This window comes from Alteromonas algae (assembly GCF_049117195.1).
GTDB lineage: Bacteria > Pseudomonadota > Gammaproteobacteria > Enterobacterales > Alteromonadaceae > Alteromonas.
The window spans coordinates 2,672,247-2,692,864 of sequence record NZ_CP185260.1; the positions used below are offsets into that span (position 1 = coordinate 2,672,247).

Consider the following 20,618-nt stretch of genomic DNA (forward strand, 5'->3'; position numbering starts at 1 on the left):
TTTTACCCGTTAAATAGAAGAACAAAGGCCGGTGATACACCAGCCTCGCAATCGTCGGTCACCTTTACCCTAAACGGTAGTTGGGTGCTTCTTTCGTTATACTTACATCGTGCACGTGGCTCTCGCCCATGCCTGCTGAAGTAACACGAACAAATTGTGCTTTCGTATTAAGTGCTTCTATGGTGCCACACCCTGTTAGGCCCATCGCTGAGCGAAGCCCGCCCATTTGCTGGTGAATAATGTTGGCGATTGGCCCTTTATAGGCAACACGGCCTTCAATACCTTCTGGCACTAACTTTTCAGCATTATTAGATTCTTGGAAATAACGATCTGAAGAGCCATGGCTTTGGTTCATGGCGCCTAACGAACCCATACCACGATATGACTTATAATAACGGCCTTGGAACAGCTCGACTTCACCGGGTGATTCTTCTGTCCCAGCTAGCATACTCCCCACCATCACACAGCTTGCGCCAGCAGCAAGTGCTTTAGCAATATCACCAGAGAAGCGAATACCACCGTCGGCGATAACCGGTATGCCAGTGCCTTCAAGCGCAGCAGCGGCGTCTGACACTGCTGTAATTTGAGGTACGCCACAGCCAGTAACAATACGAGTTGTACAAATAGAACCTGGGCCAATGCCCACTTTCACTGCGTCAACGCCAGCATCAGCAAGGGCTTTTGCACCGTCACCTGTTGCAACGTTGCCTGCGATAATTTGAACATCAGGGAAGTCAGCACGTACTTTCTTAACACGGTCAATAACCCCCTGTGAGTGACCATGTGAAGTATCAATTAGCAGCACATCCACGCCAGCTTCAACCAACAAAGCGATACGCTCATCAGTACCAGGCCCCACGCTTACCGCAGCACCCACACGCAACCGACCCAATGAGTCTTTACATGCATTGGGTTTATTTTCTGCTTTCTGGAAATCTTTAACCGTAATAAGGCCTGTCAGTTTGAAGGCGTCGTCGACTACTAAGATTTTTTCAATGCGATGCTCGTGCATAAGATCAAGTACGATATCTGAGCTTGCGCCGGCTTTTACCGTAACAAGGTCATCTTTACCTGTCATTACATTGCTGATTGGCAATTCTAGACGTTTTTCAAAACGAAGATCTCTGCCGGTCACTATACCAATAAGGTTGTTGTCAGCATCAGTAACAGGAAAGCCTGAATAGCCTAGGCGCTTTGACAATGCGATAACATCACCAATGGTGGCGTCTTTTGTCACTGTTACTGGGTCTGATACCACGCCACTTTCATATTTCTTTACGGCTCGAACGTGTTTTGCTTGCTCTTCTGGCTTCATATTCTTGTGAATGAAACCGATACCGCCTTCTTGCGCAAGCGCAATGGCAAGACGTGCTTCAGAAACGGTATCCATGGCAGCAGACACCATTGGAATATTCAACGTAACGTCGCGCGTTAAACGCGTTTTTAAGTCGGCAGTATGGGGAAGGACGGTTGAGTGGCCGGGAACCAGCAACACATCATCAAACGTCAGGGCTTCTTGGATGATTCGTAGCATGCAACAACACCTTTTCAATTGAGGGTTAATTGCGGCGCAATTGTAGTGTTTTTTATATTTAAGGTAAACTCTATTTGTATTAAACCTGATGATTTTTTTTATGTTTACAAACTCACCCTCTACATCGCGACAAATTTTAACAGTTACATCGCTTAATCGCTTGGCTCGAACCGTGCTTGAAGGCGAAATTGGATTGATATGGCTATCAGCTGAAATTTCCAATTTTGTCTGTGCAGCATCGGGGCATTGGTACTTCACGCTTAAGGACAACAAAGCGCAGGTGCGTGCTGCGATGTTTAAAGGGGCTAACCGTTCTGTAAGGCAGCGCCCCAAAGAAGGCGACAAAATTCTTGTGCGCGCTTCAGTAGGCCTTTACGAAGCCCGCGGAGACTACCAGTTAGTGGTAGAGCATATGGAGACCGACGGCGAAGGTGCACTAAAGCAAGCCTTTGAGGCACTCAAGGCAAAACTTAATGCTGAAGGGCTATTTTCAAGCAGCGTAAAAAAGCCTCTTCCGACCACCATTAAAAAATTGGGCGTCATTACGTCATCAAGTGGCGCAGCCCTGCATGATGTGCTGAGCGTGATGAAACGGCGAAGTCCTCAAACTGAAATCATTGTATATCCGTCGATGGTGCAAGGAGAGAGCGCTCCTAAACAACTGCTTCAGGCATTAAAAACCGCAATAACACGTAATGAAGTCGATGCCTTATTAATTACCCGTGGCGGAGGCTCTCTTGAAGACTTATGGTGTTTCAACAATGAACAGCTTGCCCGAGAGATAGCACAATGCCCCATACCCACTGTCAGCGCGGTTGGCCATGAAGTTGATTTCACGATAAGTGACTTCGTTGCGGATCTTCGCGCCCCTACCCCTTCCGCGGCCGCAGAACTACTTAGTCAGGATACCGCCGCCCTATTTGAGGGGATAGCGCAAAGAAAAGCGCGCTTAGTGAGAGCCATGCACCACCGTATAAATCATGCAAAACAACACTATACGTTGCAACGACAAAAACTAACGTCTTTGCACCCTTCTGCAAAAATACAACATCAATGGCAAACGCTAGACCGTTTACAGCTGCGCCTCAATCATCGTATGGAGCGCACACTTACCAAGGCCTCTGATACGTTGAGAACAGAAACTGCGCGCCTTGAAAGACACACACCCGCTAATCGTATTAACAAGGCCTCTGAGCGTGTCACGCAGTTAACAGCATCGCTCCATGCCCATATGCAGGCCTTAATTAAAAGTAAAAAGAGGGATGTGGCACAGTACGCCGGCCTGCTGCAATCTGTCAGCCCTCTGTCTACGTTATCGCGCGGTTACAGCATCACGTTCTCTGATACCACCCCCGTTACATCAGTTAGTGCAGTTAAAGAAGGTGAAACGTTAAAAACACGAGTGACTGACGGCGAAATAACCAGTACAGTAATTGGTATTAAAACCAATGAGTAATGTATGAGCTATTCACATAAGGCATTGCTAGTAGTGAGCACGCCAATGCGTGCTACTATTTTCAATCCACGCAGCCGGTCTGTAACAGCATGAATATTACTCGTAAAGTAATGTTTCGTGATGTGATGTCTGCGCTGGTTAGCGTTATGGCATTGTCACTCCCTTTGCAGGTCATGCCCGTGCACGCATCTACCTCAGGTATAACGCTGTCAGTGTTCTCAACGTTTCCCAGTGAGGTACTGACCGCGGCATGCGGTAAAACCTTACACAACGACCAAGCGGTGTGTACTGAAGATGCCCTCGCGCCAGAGCAGTTCATTACTGCGCTTCAGACAAAAGTTCCTTTCAATGCCATCCTTCCCTTCGAAGATGCTGCCGACTATTCATTGCTTGTTGCAAATTTAGGTCAAACGTTGGCGTCGTCACCCGAAGAGAAGCAGCTGACTGAATTTACCCTTCAATGGCGCGGGCTAGAAATAGACTCGTTTACGGTAATAAAAGAAAACACACAAGATACCGAATCGCATGCTATTGCCAACGACATGGTCGATGCGTGGTACCGTTACGTCGAGACGAACAACGTTTTTACGACGCCGTTCTTGTACGATGCCCTACAGGCAAGTGACTATGAAAACCATTTATACGTACCTGAGCGTGTGGGTACGTTTACACGATTAGATACTCAGCTTTACCCCGACCCGTTTAGAGGCTCTGTTACTCGCTACATTCATCCTACCTTTGAAGAGGCTTTAGTGGATGTCACCGTTTACCCGATTTTAGCCTCTCTCGATAGTGATACCGATGAATTACTTAATGCGGCGCTGAATGAAGATTGGAACAGAGCGGGCGATGTAGCAACAGCAAAAAACTTACAGTTATCACAGGCTGCGCCGGCCTCACCCTATATTGTTTCCGAAACACTGAAGGGCTGGAGGCTTGGGTTAAAAGCAGAGTCTGAACTTGAGCCCACTATTTTCGCAACCACCTATGTATTTCAATTGTCTGATAAGTACATTAAGGTGGCAACAACATTTCCAGCAGACTTTTCAGACCCTATTATAGATGAATTAGTGGGCCAAATAGCCGTACCAGACGAGTCGCCACTTATGGTAGAGATTCGTAAAATGCTGGTGAATTAAGCTTATAAAAAAACCGCTCACTGAGCGGTTTTTTTTGGTTCTACTTTTTGTCTTTATAAAAAGACATCATCCGTTTACGTTTGCGCTGCTGCGCCAACGTTAGGTTGTTTTTCTTACCTTCGAATGGGTTGCTGCCTTCTCTAAATTCAATTTTGATTGGCGTTCCCATAATTTCTAGGGCCTTTCTGAAATAGTTCATCAAGAAGCGCTTGTAAGAATTTGGCAAATCATCCACTTGGTTACCGTGAATAACGATAACGGGCGGATTATAACCGCCTGCGTGAGCATATTTCATCTTCACCCTACGACCGCGAACAAGAGGCGGTTGGTGATCGTCTTGCGCCATTTCCATTATCTGCGTAAGCATTGCGGTGTTAATACGCTTTGTTGCGCTTGCATAGGCTTCTTGCACAGACTCAAATAAATTTCCTACGCCCGAGCCGTGAAGTGCAGAAATGAAGTGAATGCGTGCAAAATCGATAAAGCCTAAACGACGATCCATTTCACGTTTAATATCGTCTTTCACATCAAGCGTTAAGCCATCCCACTTATTCACGGCAACAACCAATGAACGTCCAGAATTAAGTACAAAACCTAAAAGGCTTAAGTCTTGATCTGTTATGCCTTCGCGGGCATCGATAACGAGCAAAACAACGTTTGACTCTTCAATGGCTTGAAGTGTCTTTACAATCGAGAATTTCTCAACTGCTTCATTCACTTTTTTGCGCTTTCTTACCCCTGCAGTATCGATAAGCACATATTCGCGCTCGTCCCGTTCCATCGGAATGTAAACACTATCGCGCGTGGTGCCGGGAAGGTCATAAACCACGACCCGTTCTTCACCCAATATTCGATTAGTTAATGTCGACTTACCGACGTTAGGCTTACCGACAATCGCAAGTTTAATGGGTAGCGATTGAAGCCTTTCACGCTGTGCTTCTGCATCGAGCGACTCATCAATAACTTCTTCAATTACTTCCATATCAGGAAATGATGCTTCCAGCGGCGCCAGAGCGTCTTGCAATAGTTGGCTAACACCTCGGCCATGCGCGGCAGCAATTTGCTTAATGTCACCTAAACCCAACGAATAAAATTCAGCACTCTCGCTGTCGCCGTCGATACCATCAACTTTATTGGCAACCACAAACACCTGTTTGTTAATCCTGCGTAGGTGGTCTGCTATCCCCTGGTCGGCAGGAAGCAAGCCTGCACGAGCATCAACCAAGAACATCACCACATCGGCTTCTTCAATAGCCAATAGGGACTGCTGCGCCATTTCGGCATCAATGCCCTCTTCATCGCCTGTGATACCACCGGTATCGACTACAATGAATTGACGACGCTCGAACTTCGCCCGGCCATACTTTCTATCGCGGGTAAGTCCAGGGTAATCTGCAACTAGCGCATCGCGCGTATTTGTCAGACGATTAAATAAAGTCGACTTTCCAACATTGGGACGGCCAACCAAAGCAACAACGGGTAACATGTATCAGATCCTAAAGGTCATGAGTGCTTGAAAGCACAAACCGCAAGTAAGCGAAGCCTACTTGCGGTTACTGTGAGTTTTCATTATACCGTGTTATGGATAATGCGTCAGCATGTAACGCTCATCTGCACGAAGTACGTGTTATGTACTTACATTTCAGCGCATACTACTAACATTAATTCATATTTATTGGGGTGCAACTATCGACGCCACAACACCTTCTCGCGTCACTGCAACAACCTTGTCTTTAACGTTGATTGGCGACGTATAGATAGCATCGTCTTCGTCATCACCACCTACATCGAGGCGCGCGACAATCTTTCCACTTTCTTGGTTTACCCAATGTAAAAAGCCCCAATTGTCGCCAACGACAATATTATCGCCCATAGGGGTCGCAGCAGTTAAAGAACGGCCTTTCAACGAACCTTGTGACCATAGTTCAACACCGTTGCGTCTATCAAGCGCATAGACATTTGAATTATTGTCTACCACAAAAATTCGATTACCATCAATGCTCAGGTTACGAAATGAAGCATATTCACGCTTCCAAATAACGCGACCAGACTGTAATTCAACAGCCGCTAACGTACCATTGTACGCCACAGTATAAATGGTTCCACCAAACAACACGGGCGTGGTGTCGATATCAACAATACGCTCTAGCTCTGTTGCACCAGTAGGCTTAGCAATAGCGGTTTCCCATGCCATAACACCGTTATCAATCAGGTTAACTTGCAGTTTACCTGTCGCGGTTCCAACAATGGTACCACCGTTTGAAGCAACTGGGCCTGAAATACCGCGCAACGTAAGCGGAGGCGTATCCCCTTCGTGATGCCATATTTCTTCGCCGGTACGCGTGTTAAAACCATAAAGAGAGCCGGCACCGGTATTCACTACTAATATGCCTTCGTCAGCTGCAGGAGCAGCTAGCACTTCACCAGGGATAGTCTTGCTCCAGGCTGTCTCGCCAGTTTCAGCATCTAACGCAACCACATGACCATTTTCAGTGCCGATGAACACATGCCTATCAGCAGCGTGAATACCACCTATGCGTGCGCTTTCGCCACTTTCCCACACGCTTGAAACGCTATTCCAAACACCTTCGCCTTCGAAAGACGCAAAGTCGCGCTCCCAAATGACATCACCCGTGTCGGGGTTCATTGCAACTACAATACCGTGTCGGTCGGCGGCATAGAGCTTGTCGTACGCATAAACAGGTTGTAGGCGAGAGAAATAAAAGTCGACACCGTCGCCAATATCACGAGACCACTCTACTTGTGGTGAAAATTGCGCGTCAATAGGCTTTAATCGACGAATTTCTAACTCTTCTTCATCTGCAAACCAGTCTGAAACCGTTGAACAGCCAGAAAGCGTAAAGGTCATGGCCAAAACCATGCCTGTGATGCGAGCTAAACGGCCTGTCTGGCCACACGTATTGTGAAACAAATTGCGTACCTCTTTATTTTTATTTACCAGCTTATTGGCCCGCGATGGCTAAATTGTCTACTTTCATTTGTAGCAGCGGGTTATTGGCATTTTTTTCTAAGGCGGCTGAATAAGCCAAGCGCGCATCATCAATCTTATTCTGCAGCTGGAAAACATCACCTTTTAATTCAGAAACTTCAGCGCTAAACGCATCACTTTCAATATTGCCTAGCGTAGACAACGCTGCATCAAGCTGGTTCATTTCAATTTGCACACGTGCAAGACGAACACCCGCCAATGACTTCAACTGGTCGTTTTCTGCAAACGTCACTACGTGGTTAAGGTGCGACGCGGCACTGTCTAAGTCGCCTGCATCAACCGCTTGTTTTGCAGCAATCAAGCTGGCAACACTTGCATAACCAGTATCCTCGTTCGCGGCAATAAAAGCTTCTACATTTTCAACGCCGTTTTCAGCGTCAAGGCTTTGAACGGCTTCTTGATAAGCAACCGACGCCGCTTCACGGTTTTCGATTTGTGTTTCTGAGTAATAACGCCAGCCCCATAGGCCGCCAAAACCCAGTGCCGCGCCAACGATAATCGCGGTGCCGTGCTCTTTCCAAAAACCTTTAATCGCTTCTACTTGTTGTTCTTCTGTGGCGAATTGTTCCATGACTTCCTCTTATCTTAACGGTTTAGCAGTTCAGAAACCGTGCGCGTTAACGCATCAAACTCTACAGTTTGCTGTTCCTGACCATCACGTAGCGGCTTTATACCCACGGTACGTGATTGCATTTCATCAGACCCTAGTAACAGTGCAAGTTTTGCACCGGTCTTGTCTGCACGTTTAAGTTGCTTTTTAAAGTTTCCACCGCCACAGTGCATCATAATGCGCACGTCTGGCAGTGTATTTCGTAAATGTTCAGAGACCTCTACAGCATACGCTTGCGCATCGTCACCCATCGCGGTGACATAAACGTCGGCGTTTGCTACATCCTGTCCCTCGTCGGTTAACGTAGTAAGCAGCAATACAAGACGCTCTAATCCCATCGCAAAGCCTACCGCGGGGGTCGACTTGCCGCCTAGCTGTTCAACCAAACCATCGTATCGACCGCCAGCGCACACGGTACCCTGTGCACCTAAGCTGTCAGTAACCCACTCGAATACGGTTCGGTTATAATAATCCAAACCGCGCACTAAACGAGGGTTGATTTCATACTCGACGCCCGCTTGCGTTAAACGCGCGCACAGCGTGTCAAAATGCGCTTTTGATTCTTCATCAAGGTGATCGATCAGAGAAGGCGCATCTGTAATAGCGGCCTGTACCTCTGGGTTTTTGCTGTCTAACACGCGTAGCGGATTAGTCTCTAATCGACGCAGCGACTCTTCATCTAGCTTATCAGCTCGCGCTTTCAAATAATCGACAAGCGTATCGCGATAAGCGGCGCGGGCTTCATTCGACCCCAACGTATTAATTTGAAGTTTAACGTGCTGCTGAATACCAAACAGCTTCCAGAACCTGGCACTAAGAAGAATAACTTCCAAGTCGATATCAGGACCATCAATGCCATAAGTCTCTACACCGAATTGATGGAACTGGCGATAACGCCCTTTTTGAGGACGCTCGTGGCGGAACATCGGCCCCATGTACCACAGGCGCTGTTGCTGATTGTACAACAAACCATGTTCATTACCCGCCCTTACACAGCTGGCGGTGCCTTCAGGACGAAGCGTAAGGCTGTCGCCATTTCTGTCCTCAAAGGTGTACATTTCTTTTTCAACAATATCGGTCACTTCGCCAATAGAGCGCTTGAATAAGTCTGTGCTCTCAACAATCGGAGTGCGTATTTCTTGGTAGCCATAACTCGCTACCACCTGACGAATTGCAGATTCTACTTTCTGCCATGTACCGGATATTTCCGGCAGGCAATCGTTCATGCCTCGAATTGCCTGAATAGTCTTAGCCACGTGAAATTCTCATACTGCTAAATAGTGAAAAGCCCCGCATTATAGGGGCTTTGGAAATAAACAACAATGCTCAGCTGTATTGTTCTTCGCGCAATCTGCGCTTAGCGAAACAATTACTGCGCGTTAGTCTTTTATCGCTACCTGAATTTTGTTTTCTTCGCGCATTCTTGATGCCTTTGCACGAATGCGACTCTCGAGCCTATCGACAAGGTCATCATTAGGTAGACGCTCTTTTACTCGCTTACCGTCTTCGTACAAACCACTCATATTACGCGCCCCGGTTAGCCCCAAATCTGACACTTCGGCTTCGCCAGGCCCGTTTACCACGCAACCAATAATAGACACGTCCATGGGGGTTAAAATGTCTTCTAACCGTTCTTCCAACGCGTTCACTGTCGATATAACATCGAACTCTTGACGTGAGCAGCTGGGGCAGGCAATAAAATTAATGCCTCGAGAACGAATGCGGAGTGACTTTAATATATCAAAGCCAACCTTAATTTCTTCCACTGGGTCTGCCGCGAGCGACACTCTTATCGTGTCACCAATGCCTTCGGCAAGCAACATACCCAGACCCACCGCGCTTTTCACTGCTCCGGCACGCTGACCGCCTGCTTCGGTAATGCCTAAGTGAAGTGGTTGATCAATTTTTTGTGCCAGTAAGCGGTATGCGCCTACCGCCAAAAACACATCCGACGCTTTTACGCTCACTTTAAACTGGTCAAAATTAAGCTTATCAAGAATATCAACATGGCGCATGGCCGACTCTACCAGTGCTTCTGGTGTTGGCTCACCATACTTTTCTTGTAAGTCTTTTTCTAACGAGCCGCCGTTAACACCAATTCGAATAGGAATATTCTTATCTTTGGCGCAGTCAACCACTGATCTAACGCGCTCCATATTACCAATGTTGCCCGGATTTATTCTTAGGCAGTCTACCCCATACTCAGCCACTTTAAGGGCGATGCGGTAATCAAAATGGATATCGGCAACAAGAGGTACCGACACTTGTTTTTTAATTTCTTTAAACGCTTCGGCAGCATCCATGGTAGGCACTGAAACACGCACAATCTCGCCACCAACAGCAACAATTCGATTGATTTGCGCAACCGTTGCCGCCACATCAGTGGTCAGCGTATTGGTCATTGATTGAACGGCGATAGGCGCGCCATCACCTATAGGAACATTACCAACATTAATACGCGTTGATTTTCGGCGCGTAATTGGACTTTCTGAAAACATCTTATTACCTATAAAGGAAGTGAAAAGCGTGCAGTACGACCATGATAGCTAGAGATATCGACGGCATCGCCATTTACTGAAACACGTACATTTTGTGGAGCACCTAATGTCACTTGGACAGGTGGAACACCTGAAACCTCCATCACTCGCCCAGCTTCTTTAACACCATATGCAATGGTCTCGCCGGTCGCGTCTTTAATACTTACCCAACAATCGTTATCAAAAGTAAACAGCATGCTAATGGGTACAGCAGTGTCGACTAGTTCTGGCGTGATAGACGCATCCGTTTCTAATTCATTATTGGTTATGAGCGCGGTTACGTTGTTGGTTTCATCAATCATCGGTGCAGCCGTCTCAGCATCTTGTTCACTTGCAGAGTTTTCGTCGCTGGGTGAAGGAAAGTTGTCTTGCCCCGACTGAGGCATCAGTGCATCGGTGCGTGGCTGTGCTTGCGCTGGCACAGTGTTGCCAGTCACTACGCTACTGTCTCGCTCTGTCGCAACTGTCGTTAGCGGCGTGTCTGCAGCTTCTTTTAGTACTCGCTCCGTTAATGGGACATCAACCACACCATCATCGCTAGGCTGCTGATACCACCATGCTACAACACCGCCGATAATAAGTAACAATATAATGTACGTTACCATCATCCAGCGGTCGTCATGTGTCTGTTTTGCGACACGTTTCGAAAAGCTTTGTAGTTTAGCGGGCGACTTTACACTGGTATGGTACTGCTCAAACGCAGCAATAACCGCATCCGAGTCCATCCCAAGTTGTTTGGCATAATTCCGCACGTACCCTTTTGTGAAGGTTACCGAGGACGAGTCATCAATCTTGTTATTTTCTAAATCATCAATCTGACCGGCCTTTAAGAACAGCTTATTGGCTATATCTTGTTGCGACAGCCCCAAAGACTCTCTCTTCTCTCGCAGCATATGGCCCGGGCTTGGCGTACTTTGTTCTTGTTGCGCAGTTACGTCGTCTGCCGCATGTTGTTCTGACACCATTAAATTCTATTCCTCCTGCATACTCGGTGGTACCAACCAAAGCTTTTTACCAGCAAAAATAGCGCCAGTATTCTCTAAGTTGTTCCACGTTTGCAGAGTTACCATCTTGATATTGTGCATGAGCGAAATACGATATAGGTTTTCGCCCTCTTTTACTATATGGAATGTGGGTGTTTCATCCGATATTTCAGCGTTTTCGTTATCTTTTTGCGTTTCAGTTGCAGGCGTTGCAGCCACCGCTGTTGATGAAACATCATCGTCGGGCTCGACGCTAATTACGATCGGTTGACTTTGAGGTGCGGTAACGGCTTTAACCTTTGCGGTGCGCGCCACTTTAGGAGCACTTTCACGTGTTACATCAAGGTAACGCTGAACATAGTCACTATCCGGGAACATGGCAACGATCATATCGCCATAGCCTTTCGCGGTTTGCCAGTCACCCTGCCCCTTTGCAACTTCAAAGGCAAGCCATAACGAATCAGCCGATACTGGGGTGGCGCGTTCGTATTTTCTCAATGTGTCTTGCGCATTGCTCCATTGTCCGTTGGCAACATAAATTTCGGTCAGTAAATAAAGCGTTTTAGCACGCATTGGTTGGTGCTTCAGAGCGTCGTTTAAATAATTAATGGCATCGGCTTCGTTGCCTTGGCTCTGCGCGCACAGTGCTAAGTTCTCGTAGGTTTCAGCGGTATTTGAGTATTGGCGGATATTAATAGCTTTCAAGAAATACGTTTTTGCTTTCTTGTAATTACCATTTTGGCATTGGAAGGCACCGTAGCTGTTGGCAATATCACCGTTGTTAGGTGCAATACTTAAGGATTCTTCGTAAAACTCTTCAGCGCGGCTTATTTCACCAACAAGTTGATAATAATAAGCCAATGCATAGTGGACGTCTGCAGATCGAGGGTCGAAAGACAGTGCTTTATCGAGGTTCTTTTTGGCTTGCGCATAATTGTTATTTTTAAGATACGTAAGACCAAGAGACATGCGTGTTCTCGCCGCCTCTTGATAGTCGATATTTTCACTGTAACTGCCTGTTTGATTGCTACTTACGCAACCAAACAGCGCGGTTACTGCTAATATAAGTCCAACACGCAATCCGTTTAGCATCGTTTCACCCTAATATCGTTATGATTATTGGGCTATTTTTACCGAAATTGCTTCGCCCTTCATCTGTTTTTTTAACATTCTTTTGGTTCTGTCTACGACATCGCCAACAAGTTGTCCGCAAGCAGCATCAATATCATCGCCACGGGTTTTACGCACTACCGTGGTAAAGCCGTATTCCATCAACACTTTCGCAAACCTATCAATACGCGAATTACTCGAGCACGTATACGGCGAACCCGGATAAGGATTAAACGGAATAAGATTAATCTTACTTGGCGTATCTTTTAGCACCTTGGCTAATTCATGCGCCTGCTCGGTGCTGTCATTAATGTGAGAGAGCATAACATACTCAACGGTCACGCGCCCTTGGTTCGCCTTCGACTTGGCTAAATAGCGGCGAACACCGGCAAGAAACGCTTCTATGTTGTACTTTTTGTTTACCGGTACAATTTCATCACGTAACGCATCGTTCGGTGCATGCAACGAGATTGCTAACGCGACATCAATCTGGTCGCCTAACATATCTAGTGCAGGTACAACACCAGAGGTACTTAACGTAACCCGACGTTTTGAGAGCCCGAAACCAAAATCATCAAGCATGATGTCCATTGCAGGAACCACGTTCTTCAGATTAAGAAGCGGCTCACCCATTCCCATCATTACCACGTTCGTAATCGGGCGCTGGCTGGTATCTTTCGATAACCCTAGAAACGTTGCAACGCGCCATACTTGGCCAATGATTTCACTGACGCTTAAATTACGATTAAAGCCTTGCTGCGCTGTTGAACAGAACGTACATTCTAACGCACAGCCAACTTGCGATGACACGCACAACGTTGCTCGGTCGGTCTCTGGGATCCATACCGATTCAACTTCTTGCCCGCCCTCAAGGGTAAGCGCAAATTTTATCGTGCCGTCGCTCGCTTCTTGATAGTAAGCAATTTCTGGTGCTTTAATCTCACAATTTTCTATTAGCATGGCGCGAAGGTTCTTATTAAGATTACTCATCTTTTCAAAATCACTTTCGCCGTGCTGGTAAATCCATTTCATTACCTGATCGGCACGAAACGGCTTGTCTCCCATTTCCTTGAAGAAATTTCGCAAGCCTTCGCGATTTAGATTTAATAAGTTTGTTTTTGCCATGAAAAAGATGACCCTTCTACCTAACGAGGACAGTAGCCTCGTAATGCTTAATCGAATATTGCACGCCCGGTACTGTCGTTCGAGCAAAGAATAAAAAGCCGCAATATCTAAAACCGTCTATAAAGAGAAAAACGCTTGTTAAACCGTTTTAGATAATAACACGCCAAATTCGTTCAAATTTTGCGCGGATTTTAACACACAACATAGTGCATAAAAAGTCGCACCACTATTAATATCGTCAGGGGTTTCCGTCACGATAAAAGGTACAAAAAAACGAGGCCTAAGCCTCGTTTTTCATTTGCTTAAGCAGTCGATTAACGAGTGCGTGGGCAAATCTCTTCTTCAGAGAAGAAGTAAGCGATTTCGCGAGCAGCAGACTCAGGAGCATCTGAACCGTGTACTGCGTTTTCGTCGATAGACGCTGCGTAGTCAGAACGAAGTGTTCCAGCAGCTGCGTCTGCAGGGTTAGTTGCGCCCATGATTTCACGGTTAGCAAGAACTGCGTTTTCGCCTTCAAGAACCTGAACCATTACTGGACCAGATGTCATGAAATCAACAAGTGCGCCAAAGAAAGGACGCTCTTTGTGTTCTGCGTAAAAACCTTCAGCTTGTTCTTTGCTCATGTGAATCATTTTAGATGCAACGATGCGAAGACCTGCAGATTCGAAACGGTTGTAAATAGCACCGATTACGTTTTTAGCTACCGCATCAGGCTTGATAATCGAAAAAGTGCGCTCTAGAGCCATGTTCGTTCTCCAAACAAATAGTATGTCGTTTAAAATTTTGGTCGCGAATTATAGGCGATTAATGTCGCATTGACTAGCAGCGATTTACAATCAACCTTAATAGGTAACTAAATAGGCATGAAATAAGCCATTGCACTGCCTATTATAACCACTTTTATGACAGCGCAATGAAATAACTGTGTAAGCGTAGGCTAGCTATTCGCCTTTGCCAACTCTTGGATTTTACCCACTATCGCGCGTAAACCGTTGCCGCGCGTTGGCGTAATGTGACGCTCTAGGTCTAACGCTTCGAAATAACCATCTATATCGAACGCCAGAATATCTTGCGGAGATTTTTCATTGTACGCTGCGAGCACTAGCGCCAACAGACCTTGCACGATCACCGCGTCACTGTCGACGTCAAAGGTAATGATGTTGTTGTCATATGACTCAACTAACCATACGCTACTTTGACACCCCTTCACTAAACGCTCTGGGGTTTTGTCAGCATCGGATAAGCCTGGAATAGATTTCCCTAAATCAATGATATATTGATAGCGCTGCTCCCAATCATCGAAAAACGCCAAATCGTCAATAATTTCTTCACTGCTAGGTAATCGCATTTATCTTCCTGTGTGTTAAAAGAAAAGGCCAGCTTCAAGCTGTGCTTCTTCACTCATCATCTCTCGTGACCATGCCGGGTCGAAGACTAAGTCAACATTTACGCTTTTAACAAAGGGAACCATTGCAACGCGATATTCAACGTCACCGACCAACACCGGCCCCATTCCACATCCCGGCGCTGTCAGCGTCATGTCAATATTAACGCTTCCCGTTTCATGATCTACAGCCACTTTGTAAATGAGCCCTAATGAAACAAGGTTAATCGGAATTTCGGGGTCGAAAATAGTTTCAAGCGCATCCCAGACTTGCTGTTCGCTAATCTTACCGTCTTTAGGCGTATCAAAATTTAAAACTTGCGCTTTACGGCCTATTGCATCGGCATCAGTACCGTCAATGCGGTACATATTACCTCGCCAGGTGACAGTGAAGTTGCCGCCCAAATCTTGCGTAATAGTAACGAACTCCCCTTCGGGAATAGTAGCTGGGTTGCCTACCGGCACCAAACGCGCTTTACAGTCACGTTCAGTGACTACCATTTTCTGTTTCATAAACTGCTTTAGCGCCTTTCGCTTAGCCTACGTTGAAGCTTTCGCCACAACCACATTCATCAACCACGTTGGGGTTGTTGTACTTAATCACACCGTTTACGCCTTCTTGAACGTAATCAATCTCGGTATTTCTTAATAAGTCAGTTGCATCTTCGGCAACGGCAACGTTAAGTAAAGGAGAAATCTCAATGATTTCATCGCTCTCTTTTGCACTATCGGCGAAATCTAATACATAAGCGTAACCCGTACAGCCACTGACTCTTGTAGATAAACGAATTAACTGACCAGGCTTTTCTTTAAGCTTACTTTCGAAATGCTTAACGGCGCTGTCAGTTAGCGTAATGAGTTGAGTACTCGGTACAAACGTTTCTACACTCATTTATGCCTCCTTAGGCCAACATCATTTTGGCTTTTTTCAGTGCAGCAAATAGGCTGTCCACTTCATCAAGCGTATTGTAAATTGAGAACGACGCGCGGGCAGTGCCCGGAATGCCAAGTCGTTTCATTAACGGCTGCGCACAGTTATCACCGGTACGAATAGCCACACCTTGCCTATCTAAAATAAAACCCACATCGGCTGGGTGTGCACCATCAAGCAAAAAGCTTAGTACACCAACTTTGTCAGGCGCAGTCCCTATGATACGCATACCGTCAAGCGCTTCGGCTTGTTCTGTGGCATAACGAAGCAAAGCTTGCTCATGATCATGCAGCGCTTGCATATCAAGCTTTGCGAACCACTCTATTGCAGCGCCCATGCCTACTGCACCTGCAATATTTGGCGTGCCAGCCTCTAATCGATTTGGCAATGCGCCCCATGTAGCATCTTGGTACGTGACGTCTTTAATCATCTCGCCGCCAACTTGCCATACCGGCCAGCTTTGCAAGACCTCTTGCTTGCCCCACAGGCAGCCAATACCGGTTGGCCCAAATAACTTGTGGCCAGAAAAAGCATAGAAATCACAGCCAATGTCTTGCACATCCACACCGCCATGGGCAATGCCTTGTGCACCGTCCACCAGCACCCACGCCCCAAACGCTTTCGCTTTAGCCGTAAGTTGTTTAATTGGGTTTACAGTTCCTAACGCGTTAGACACGTGAGGAAAGGCAACGAGCTTGGTTTTATCGCAAAGCAGCGTATCGAAGGTAGCAACATCTAGCTCGCCTGTGTCGAAAATCGGCACAACACGCAAGGTCGCGCCAGAGCGCTTACACGCCTGCTGCCACGTTACCAAATTAGCGTGATGCTCAAGCTCAGTAACCATCACTTCATCACCTTCGCTAAGCTGATAGGCTAAGCCGTTAGCAACAATGTTGATAGCTTCTGTCGTACCAGATGTCCAGATAACCTCTTCTCGCACATTCGCATTAATAAAGCTCGCGACACTTGAACGCGCGTTTTCGTAACGACGCGTCGCCTCATCAGATAAATGATGCGCACCTCGGTGGACGTTCGCATTCGTCCCTGTGTAAAAGTCTACAATGGCGTCAATAACAGCTTGCGGTTTCTGCGTGGTCGCCGCATTGTCTAAATAAACAAGCGGTTTACCGTCTACCGTTTTAGCCAGAATAGGAAACTGGGCACGAAGTGCTGCAACATCTAAGCTCATTTCACCTCCATTTGAGAGAAACGCTCGCTTAATACTGGCAATAACCAGTCGCGAATAGGCTCGTTACGCACATCATTGATTAGCTCTCTAATGAAACCAAAGTTCAGCATGACTAGCGCTTTGCTACGTGAAATACCGCGCGTAAGCAAATAGTAAAGTGACGCCTCATCAATTTCCGCTACCGTAGCACCATGCGCACATTTCACGTCGTCGGCATAAATTTCAAGCTCTGGTTTGGTGTTGATAACACCACGTCGAGACAATAATAAGTTACGGTTGTTAAGCTCGGCTAATGTCTTTTGTGCATCACGATGAATATGAATACGACCGTTGAATACCGCGCGGGCTTTATCGCCCACTATTCCACGTGCATTTTCTTCTGTGGTGCCGTTAGGCATGGCGTGTTCGATGGTAGAATGCAGGTCAAATAGCTCACCTTCGGCCAGCAAGTAAATTGCATTCATCTTTGCATCAGCAAATTCGCCAGCGTGATGAATATCTACATCTAATCGTGACAATTCACTTCCGTACCCTACCAACGTGCTGTTGAGAGTAGACCGGTTATGCAATTTAAAATGACTGCCGCCTACTTGTTTCGCTACACCGGTAAACATAGCAAAGCGATAATGTTCAAGATGCGCGTCATCGGCAATATGATATTCAGCAAACGCTGTCGTCAAACTGTTTTTGTCACCCACACCGTGCTCGATAATCGTCGCGCGGGCACCGTTGGCAACATTAACCACAACACGGGTATGTGCATCAACATCGTTATTTGAAAGGTTAATAATGCGCACTGGAACGTCGATACTAACGCCGGCTTCAACGCCAATGTATATACCGTGTTGCACTAGCGTGTCGTTAACCAAACCAAATAAATGACGCGTTGGCTTTACTTGCCCAAATACGCGAGAAATATCCGCTTGAATGGCGTTATCGCCATTATTTAGCGACGTAATGATCATGCCTTTAGGCACATCAAGTGTATTCACTTGCGTCACTAACACGCCATCAACAAATACCAAGTCGATAGCATTTAGATTTTCAATAACGGGGACCGGCACATTGTCTGCCTGAGTGACCGTTTTTGCCTCACGCTTTTCAATTGGCGTAAGCGGCGTGAAACGCCAGCTCTCGTTTCTGCGAGCTGGCCAACCGTCGGCTTTAAGCTGTGCTAAGGCCTGCTGACGCACGGGCGCTAGATAGTCGTCGACCTGCGCCGCGCCAATGACCTGTTCTAGCCATTGACTCATGCCTCACCCTCCGCATACTCTTTACCAAGAAAAGCATAACCGCTTTTTTCAACTTCAAGTGCAAGTGATGCATCACCACTTTTCACAATTTTGCCATCAGCAAGAATGTGTACGAAGTCGGGCTTAATATAGTCAAGAAGACGCTGGTAGTGCGTAACAACAATAAAACTACGCTCGCCATCGCGCTGGCTATTTACGCCATCAGCAACCACTTGTAGTGCGTCAACGTCAAGACCAGAGTCAGATTCATCTAAGATGCAAAGAGATGGTTCAAGTAAAATCATTTGCATGATTTCGTTACGTTTTTTCTCACCACCAGAGAAGCCTTCATTAACGCCACGCTTTAAAAAGTCGAGGGGCAATTGAACCTGTTTGCAGGCTTCTTTAGCCTTTTTAAGGAACTCAGCAGCAGTCAACGGCTCTTTGCCGTGTTGTTCACGCATCGCGTTAACCGACTCTTTCATAAACTCCATGTTGCTTACACCCGGAATTTCAACGGGGTATTGGAACGCAAGGAATAAGCCTTCACGTGCGCGCTCTTCAACATCAAGTTCAAGGAGATCTTTACCGTTTAGCGTTGCTGCACCGTCGCTCACTTCATAGCCGTCACGACCAGACAATACATAACCTAAGGTACTTTTACCGGCGCCATTGGGGCCCATGATAGCGTGTACTTCACCAGGTTTAACCTCTAGGTTAAGCCCTTTGATGATGTTTTTCTCTTCCACACTGGCATGTAAATTTTTAATACTAAGCATTGGTTACCCCACTGAACCTTCAAGACTAATTTCGAGCAGCTTGCCGGCTTCTACGGCAAATTCCATTGGTAGCTCTTTGAATACTTCTTTACAGAAGCCGTTCACAATCATAGAAACGGCTTTCTCTGTATCTAGACCGCGTTGCTGACACAAAAACAACTGCTCATCACTCACTTTTGACGTTGTCGCTTCGTGTTCTACAATCGCGCTTGGATTACGGCTTTCGATATACGGAAAGGTATGTGCGCCGCACTTATCCCCAATCAATAACGAATCACATTCGGTGAAGTTACGTGCACCGTCTGCGCGAGGCCCCATCTGCACTAGACCGCGATATGCATTGTTACTGTTTCCTGCCGAAATACCTTTTGAGATGATAGTTGAGCGGGTATTTTTACCCACGTGAATCATCTTCGTTCCCGTATCGGCTTGCTGACGTCCGCGCGTTAGTGCAACTGAGTAAAACTCACCCACACTGTTGTCGCCTTTTAATACGCAGCTTGGGTATTTCCACGTCACTGCTGAACCCGTTTCAACCTGAGTCCATGAAATTTTGGCATTCGTGTGCGCAATACCGCGCTTAGTCACGAAATTATAAATACCACCTTTTCCGTTTTCATCACCCGGATACCAGTTTTGTACGGTCGAATACTTGATGGTAGCGTTGTCCATTGCCACTAACTCTACGACTGCAGCATGCAGCTGGTTTTCATCACGCTGAGGTGCCGTACAACCTTCTAAGTAGCTTACATAACTGCCTTCTTCGGCAACAATAAGCGTGCGTTCAAACTGACCTGTGTTCATTTCATTGATACGAAAATAGGTAGATAGCTCCATCGGGCATCGAGTGCCTTTTGGAATGTATACAAATGAACCGTCAGTGAATACTGCACTGTTTAGCGCCGCGAAGTAGTTGTCGGTACGTGGCACAACAGAGCCAATGTACTTTTTCACTAAATCTGGGTATTTCTTAAGCGCTTCAGAGATGGGGCAAAAAATTACGCCCGCTTCTTCAAGCTTGCTGCGGAATGTAGTTACCACAGATACCGAATCGAACACTGCATCTACGGCTACGCCAGCAAGCATTTCTTGTTCATGAAGCGGAATACCTAATTTTTCGTAGGTACGAAGCAACTCAGGATCAACTTCGTCAAGCGACTGAGGCTTATCTTTCATACTCTTCGGTGCTGAGTAGTAAGAAATTGCCTGATAATCAATTTTTGGATAATCCACATGCGCCCAGTCTGGCTCTTCCATTTCCAACCAAGAACGATAAGCTTTCAAGCGCCATTCGAGCATCCACTCTGGCTCTTCTTTCATTGCTGATATGCGGCGGATAACCGACTCGTCCAGGCCGCTCTCAAATGTTTCCGATTCGATTTCCGAATAGAAACCGGCCTCGTACTTTCTTTCTAACGCCTGTTCGATCTGTTCACTCATGTTAGGATCTCACTTATTTGCCTGCATTTTGCTGCTTATTATCGGTCAAACGGTCTTACCGATGAGGATGTGCACGGTCACACACCAAAGCAGCCTAAAATTTTGGGCGGGATTATATAATACCTGAGTAATTCACTCAAATATTCAACCGCCCTAACT

The 20,618-nt window shown here is 46.5% G+C and carries 19 protein-coding genes; 2 read left to right on the forward strand and 17 right to left on the reverse strand.

The window, feature by feature from the left end:
- Nucleotides 1-64: 64 nt before the first annotated feature.
- A complete protein-coding gene (gene guaB / locus ACOJRU_RS12050) occupies nt 65-1,534 on the reverse strand; it encodes an IMP dehydrogenase (RefSeq protein WP_421131986.1) in 1,470 nt (489 codons plus the stop codon).
- 100 nt (nt 1,535-1,634) lie between these two features.
- Between guaB and xseA the strand changes: the two genes are divergently transcribed.
- Entirely contained in the window at nt 1,635-2,990 is a 1,356-nt protein-coding gene (xseA, locus tag ACOJRU_RS12055) for an exodeoxyribonuclease VII large subunit (protein ID WP_421131987.1), read from the forward strand.
- A gap of 89 nt (nt 2,991-3,079) precedes the next feature.
- On the forward strand, nt 3,080-4,129 hold the full coding sequence (locus ACOJRU_RS12060; RefSeq protein ID WP_421131988.1) for a hypothetical protein: 1,050 nt from the start codon (nt 3,080-3,082) through the stop codon (nt 4,127-4,129).
- A 40-nt stretch (nt 4,130-4,169) separates the two neighbouring features.
- Here the strand turns inward: ACOJRU_RS12060 and der are convergent, their stop codons facing one another.
- The 16 genes from der to sufB all read right to left on the reverse strand — a co-directional run bounded on the left by der (nt 4,170) and on the right by sufB (nt 20,459).
- Nucleotides 4,170-5,615, reverse strand: coding sequence for a ribosome biogenesis GTPase Der (der, locus tag ACOJRU_RS12065; RefSeq protein ID WP_421131989.1), 1,446 nt, complete (start codon nt 5,613-5,615; stop codon nt 4,170-4,172).
- 186 nt (nt 5,616-5,801) lie between these two features.
- A complete protein-coding gene (bamB, locus tag ACOJRU_RS12070; protein WP_421131990.1) occupies nt 5,802-7,061 on the reverse strand; it encodes an outer membrane protein assembly factor BamB in 1,260 nt (419 codons plus the stop codon).
- 31 nt (nt 7,062-7,092) lie between these two features.
- Complete coding sequence (locus tag ACOJRU_RS12075; protein WP_421131991.1) at nt 7,093-7,710, reverse strand: YfgM family protein; 618 nt, start codon at nt 7,708-7,710, stop codon at nt 7,093-7,095.
- Between the two features lie 14 nt (nt 7,711-7,724).
- Entirely contained in the window at nt 7,725-9,005 is a 1,281-nt protein-coding gene (gene hisS, locus ACOJRU_RS12080; RefSeq protein WP_421131992.1) for a histidine--tRNA ligase, read from the reverse strand.
- 123 nt (nt 9,006-9,128) lie between these two features.
- A complete protein-coding gene (gene ispG / locus ACOJRU_RS12085; protein ID WP_421131993.1) occupies nt 9,129-10,247 on the reverse strand; it encodes a flavodoxin-dependent (E)-4-hydroxy-3-methylbut-2-enyl-diphosphate synthase in 1,119 nt (372 codons plus the stop codon).
- A gap of 8 nt (nt 10,248-10,255) precedes the next feature.
- Nucleotides 10,256-11,251, reverse strand: a complete 996-nt coding sequence (locus ACOJRU_RS12090; RefSeq protein ID WP_421131994.1) for a RodZ domain-containing protein — start codon at nt 11,249-11,251, stop codon at nt 10,256-10,258.
- A gap of 6 nt (nt 11,252-11,257) precedes the next feature.
- The gene (gene pilW / locus ACOJRU_RS12095) at nt 11,258-12,361 is read right to left on the reverse strand and encodes a type IV pilus biogenesis/stability protein PilW (protein ID WP_421131995.1); all 1,104 of its coding nucleotides are present in this window, start codon (nt 12,359-12,361) and stop codon (nt 11,258-11,260) included.
- Between the two features lie 24 nt (nt 12,362-12,385).
- Nucleotides 12,386-13,504, reverse strand: coding sequence for a bifunctional tRNA (adenosine(37)-C2)-methyltransferase TrmG/ribosomal RNA large subunit methyltransferase RlmN (locus ACOJRU_RS12100; protein WP_421131996.1), 1,119 nt, complete (start codon nt 13,502-13,504; stop codon nt 12,386-12,388).
- Between the two features lie 314 nt (nt 13,505-13,818).
- Nucleotides 13,819-14,250 (reverse strand): nucleoside-diphosphate kinase, encoded by a 432-nt coding sequence (gene ndk, locus ACOJRU_RS12105; RefSeq protein ID WP_012519000.1) that lies wholly within the window; start codon nt 14,248-14,250, stop codon nt 13,819-13,821.
- 191 nt (nt 14,251-14,441) lie between these two features.
- A complete protein-coding gene (locus tag ACOJRU_RS12110) occupies nt 14,442-14,852 on the reverse strand; it encodes a SufE family protein (protein ID WP_421131997.1) in 411 nt (136 codons plus the stop codon).
- A 15-nt stretch (nt 14,853-14,867) separates the two neighbouring features.
- Nucleotides 14,868-15,401, reverse strand: a complete 534-nt coding sequence (gene sufT / locus ACOJRU_RS12115) for a putative Fe-S cluster assembly protein SufT (protein ID WP_421131998.1) — start codon at nt 15,399-15,401, stop codon at nt 14,868-14,870.
- Nucleotides 15,402-15,423: 22 nt separating this feature from the next.
- Nucleotides 15,424-15,780 carry a HesB/IscA family protein gene (locus ACOJRU_RS12120; protein ID WP_421131999.1) on the reverse strand — a complete coding sequence of 119 codons (357 nt, stop codon included), beginning with the start codon at nt 15,778-15,780 and terminating at the stop codon, nt 15,424-15,426.
- 10 nt (nt 15,781-15,790) lie between these two features.
- Nucleotides 15,791-17,008: an aminotransferase class V-fold PLP-dependent enzyme gene (locus ACOJRU_RS12125; RefSeq protein WP_421132000.1), complete on the reverse strand. Its 1,218-nt coding sequence runs from the start codon at nt 17,006-17,008 to the stop codon at nt 15,791-15,793.
- Nucleotides 17,005-18,261: a Fe-S cluster assembly protein SufD gene (gene sufD / locus ACOJRU_RS12130; RefSeq protein WP_421132001.1), complete on the reverse strand. Its 1,257-nt coding sequence runs from the start codon at nt 18,259-18,261 to the stop codon at nt 17,005-17,007. Before sufD ends, ACOJRU_RS12125 begins: the two co-directional genes overlap by 4 nt.
- On the reverse strand, nt 18,258-19,019 hold the full coding sequence (gene sufC / locus ACOJRU_RS12135; protein WP_421132002.1) for a Fe-S cluster assembly ATPase SufC: 762 nt from the start codon (nt 19,017-19,019) through the stop codon (nt 18,258-18,260). Before sufC ends, sufD begins: the two co-directional genes overlap by 4 nt.
- A 3-nt stretch (nt 19,020-19,022) precedes the next feature.
- Nucleotides 19,023-20,459: a Fe-S cluster assembly protein SufB gene (gene sufB, locus ACOJRU_RS12140; protein WP_421132003.1), complete on the reverse strand. Its 1,437-nt coding sequence runs from the start codon at nt 20,457-20,459 to the stop codon at nt 19,023-19,025.
- Between the last annotated feature and the right edge of the window lie 159 nt (nt 20,460-20,618).

Excerpts from the sequence above, each read along its gene's own strand:
- guaB (WP_421131986.1), bottom strand. The coding sequence starts at position 1,534 with ATGCTACGAATCATCCAAGAAGCCCTGACGTTTGATGATGTGTTGCTG.
- xseA (WP_421131987.1), top strand. The coding sequence starts at position 1,635 with ATGTTTACAAACTCACCCTCTACATCGCGACAAATTTTAACAGTTACA.
- ACOJRU_RS12060 (WP_421131988.1), top strand. The coding sequence starts at position 3,080 with ATGAATATTACTCGTAAAGTAATGTTTCGTGATGTGATGTCTGCGCTG.
- der (WP_421131989.1), bottom strand. The coding sequence starts at position 5,615 with ATGTTACCCGTTGTTGCTTTGGTTGGCCGTCCCAATGTTGGAAAGTCG.
- ACOJRU_RS12075 (WP_421131991.1), bottom strand. The coding sequence starts at position 7,710 with ATGGAACAATTCGCCACAGAAGAACAACAAGTAGAAGCGATTAAAGGT.
- ispG (WP_421131993.1), bottom strand. The coding sequence starts at position 10,247 with ATGTTTTCAGAAAGTCCAATTACGCGCCGAAAATCAACGCGTATTAAT.
- ACOJRU_RS12090 (WP_421131994.1), bottom strand. The coding sequence starts at position 11,251 with ATGGTGTCAGAACAACATGCGGCAGACGACGTAACTGCGCAACAAGAA.
- pilW (WP_421131995.1), bottom strand. The coding sequence starts at position 12,361 with ATGCTAAACGGATTGCGTGTTGGACTTATATTAGCAGTAACCGCGCTG.
- ACOJRU_RS12100 (WP_421131996.1), bottom strand. The coding sequence starts at position 13,504 with ATGGCAAAAACAAACTTATTAAATCTAAATCGCGAAGGCTTGCGAAAT.
- ndk (WP_012519000.1), bottom strand. The coding sequence starts at position 14,250 with ATGGCTCTAGAGCGCACTTTTTCGATTATCAAGCCTGATGCGGTAGCT.
- ACOJRU_RS12110 (WP_421131997.1), bottom strand. The coding sequence starts at position 14,852 with ATGCGATTACCTAGCAGTGAAGAAATTATTGACGATTTGGCGTTTTTC.
- sufT (WP_421131998.1), bottom strand. The coding sequence starts at position 15,401 with ATGAAACAGAAAATGGTAGTCACTGAACGTGACTGTAAAGCGCGTTTG.
- ACOJRU_RS12120 (WP_421131999.1), bottom strand. The coding sequence starts at position 15,780 with ATGAGTGTAGAAACGTTTGTACCGAGTACTCAACTCATTACGCTAACT.
- ACOJRU_RS12125 (WP_421132000.1), bottom strand. The coding sequence starts at position 17,008 with ATGAGCTTAGATGTTGCAGCACTTCGTGCCCAGTTTCCTATTCTGGCT.
- sufD (WP_421132001.1), bottom strand. The coding sequence starts at position 18,261 with ATGAGTCAATGGCTAGAACAGGTCATTGGCGCGGCGCAGGTCGACGAC.
- sufC (WP_421132002.1), bottom strand. The coding sequence starts at position 19,019 with ATGCTTAGTATTAAAAATTTACATGCCAGTGTGGAAGAGAAAAACATC.
- sufB (WP_421132003.1), bottom strand. The coding sequence starts at position 20,459 with ATGAGTGAACAGATCGAACAGGCGTTAGAAAGAAAGTACGAGGCCGGT.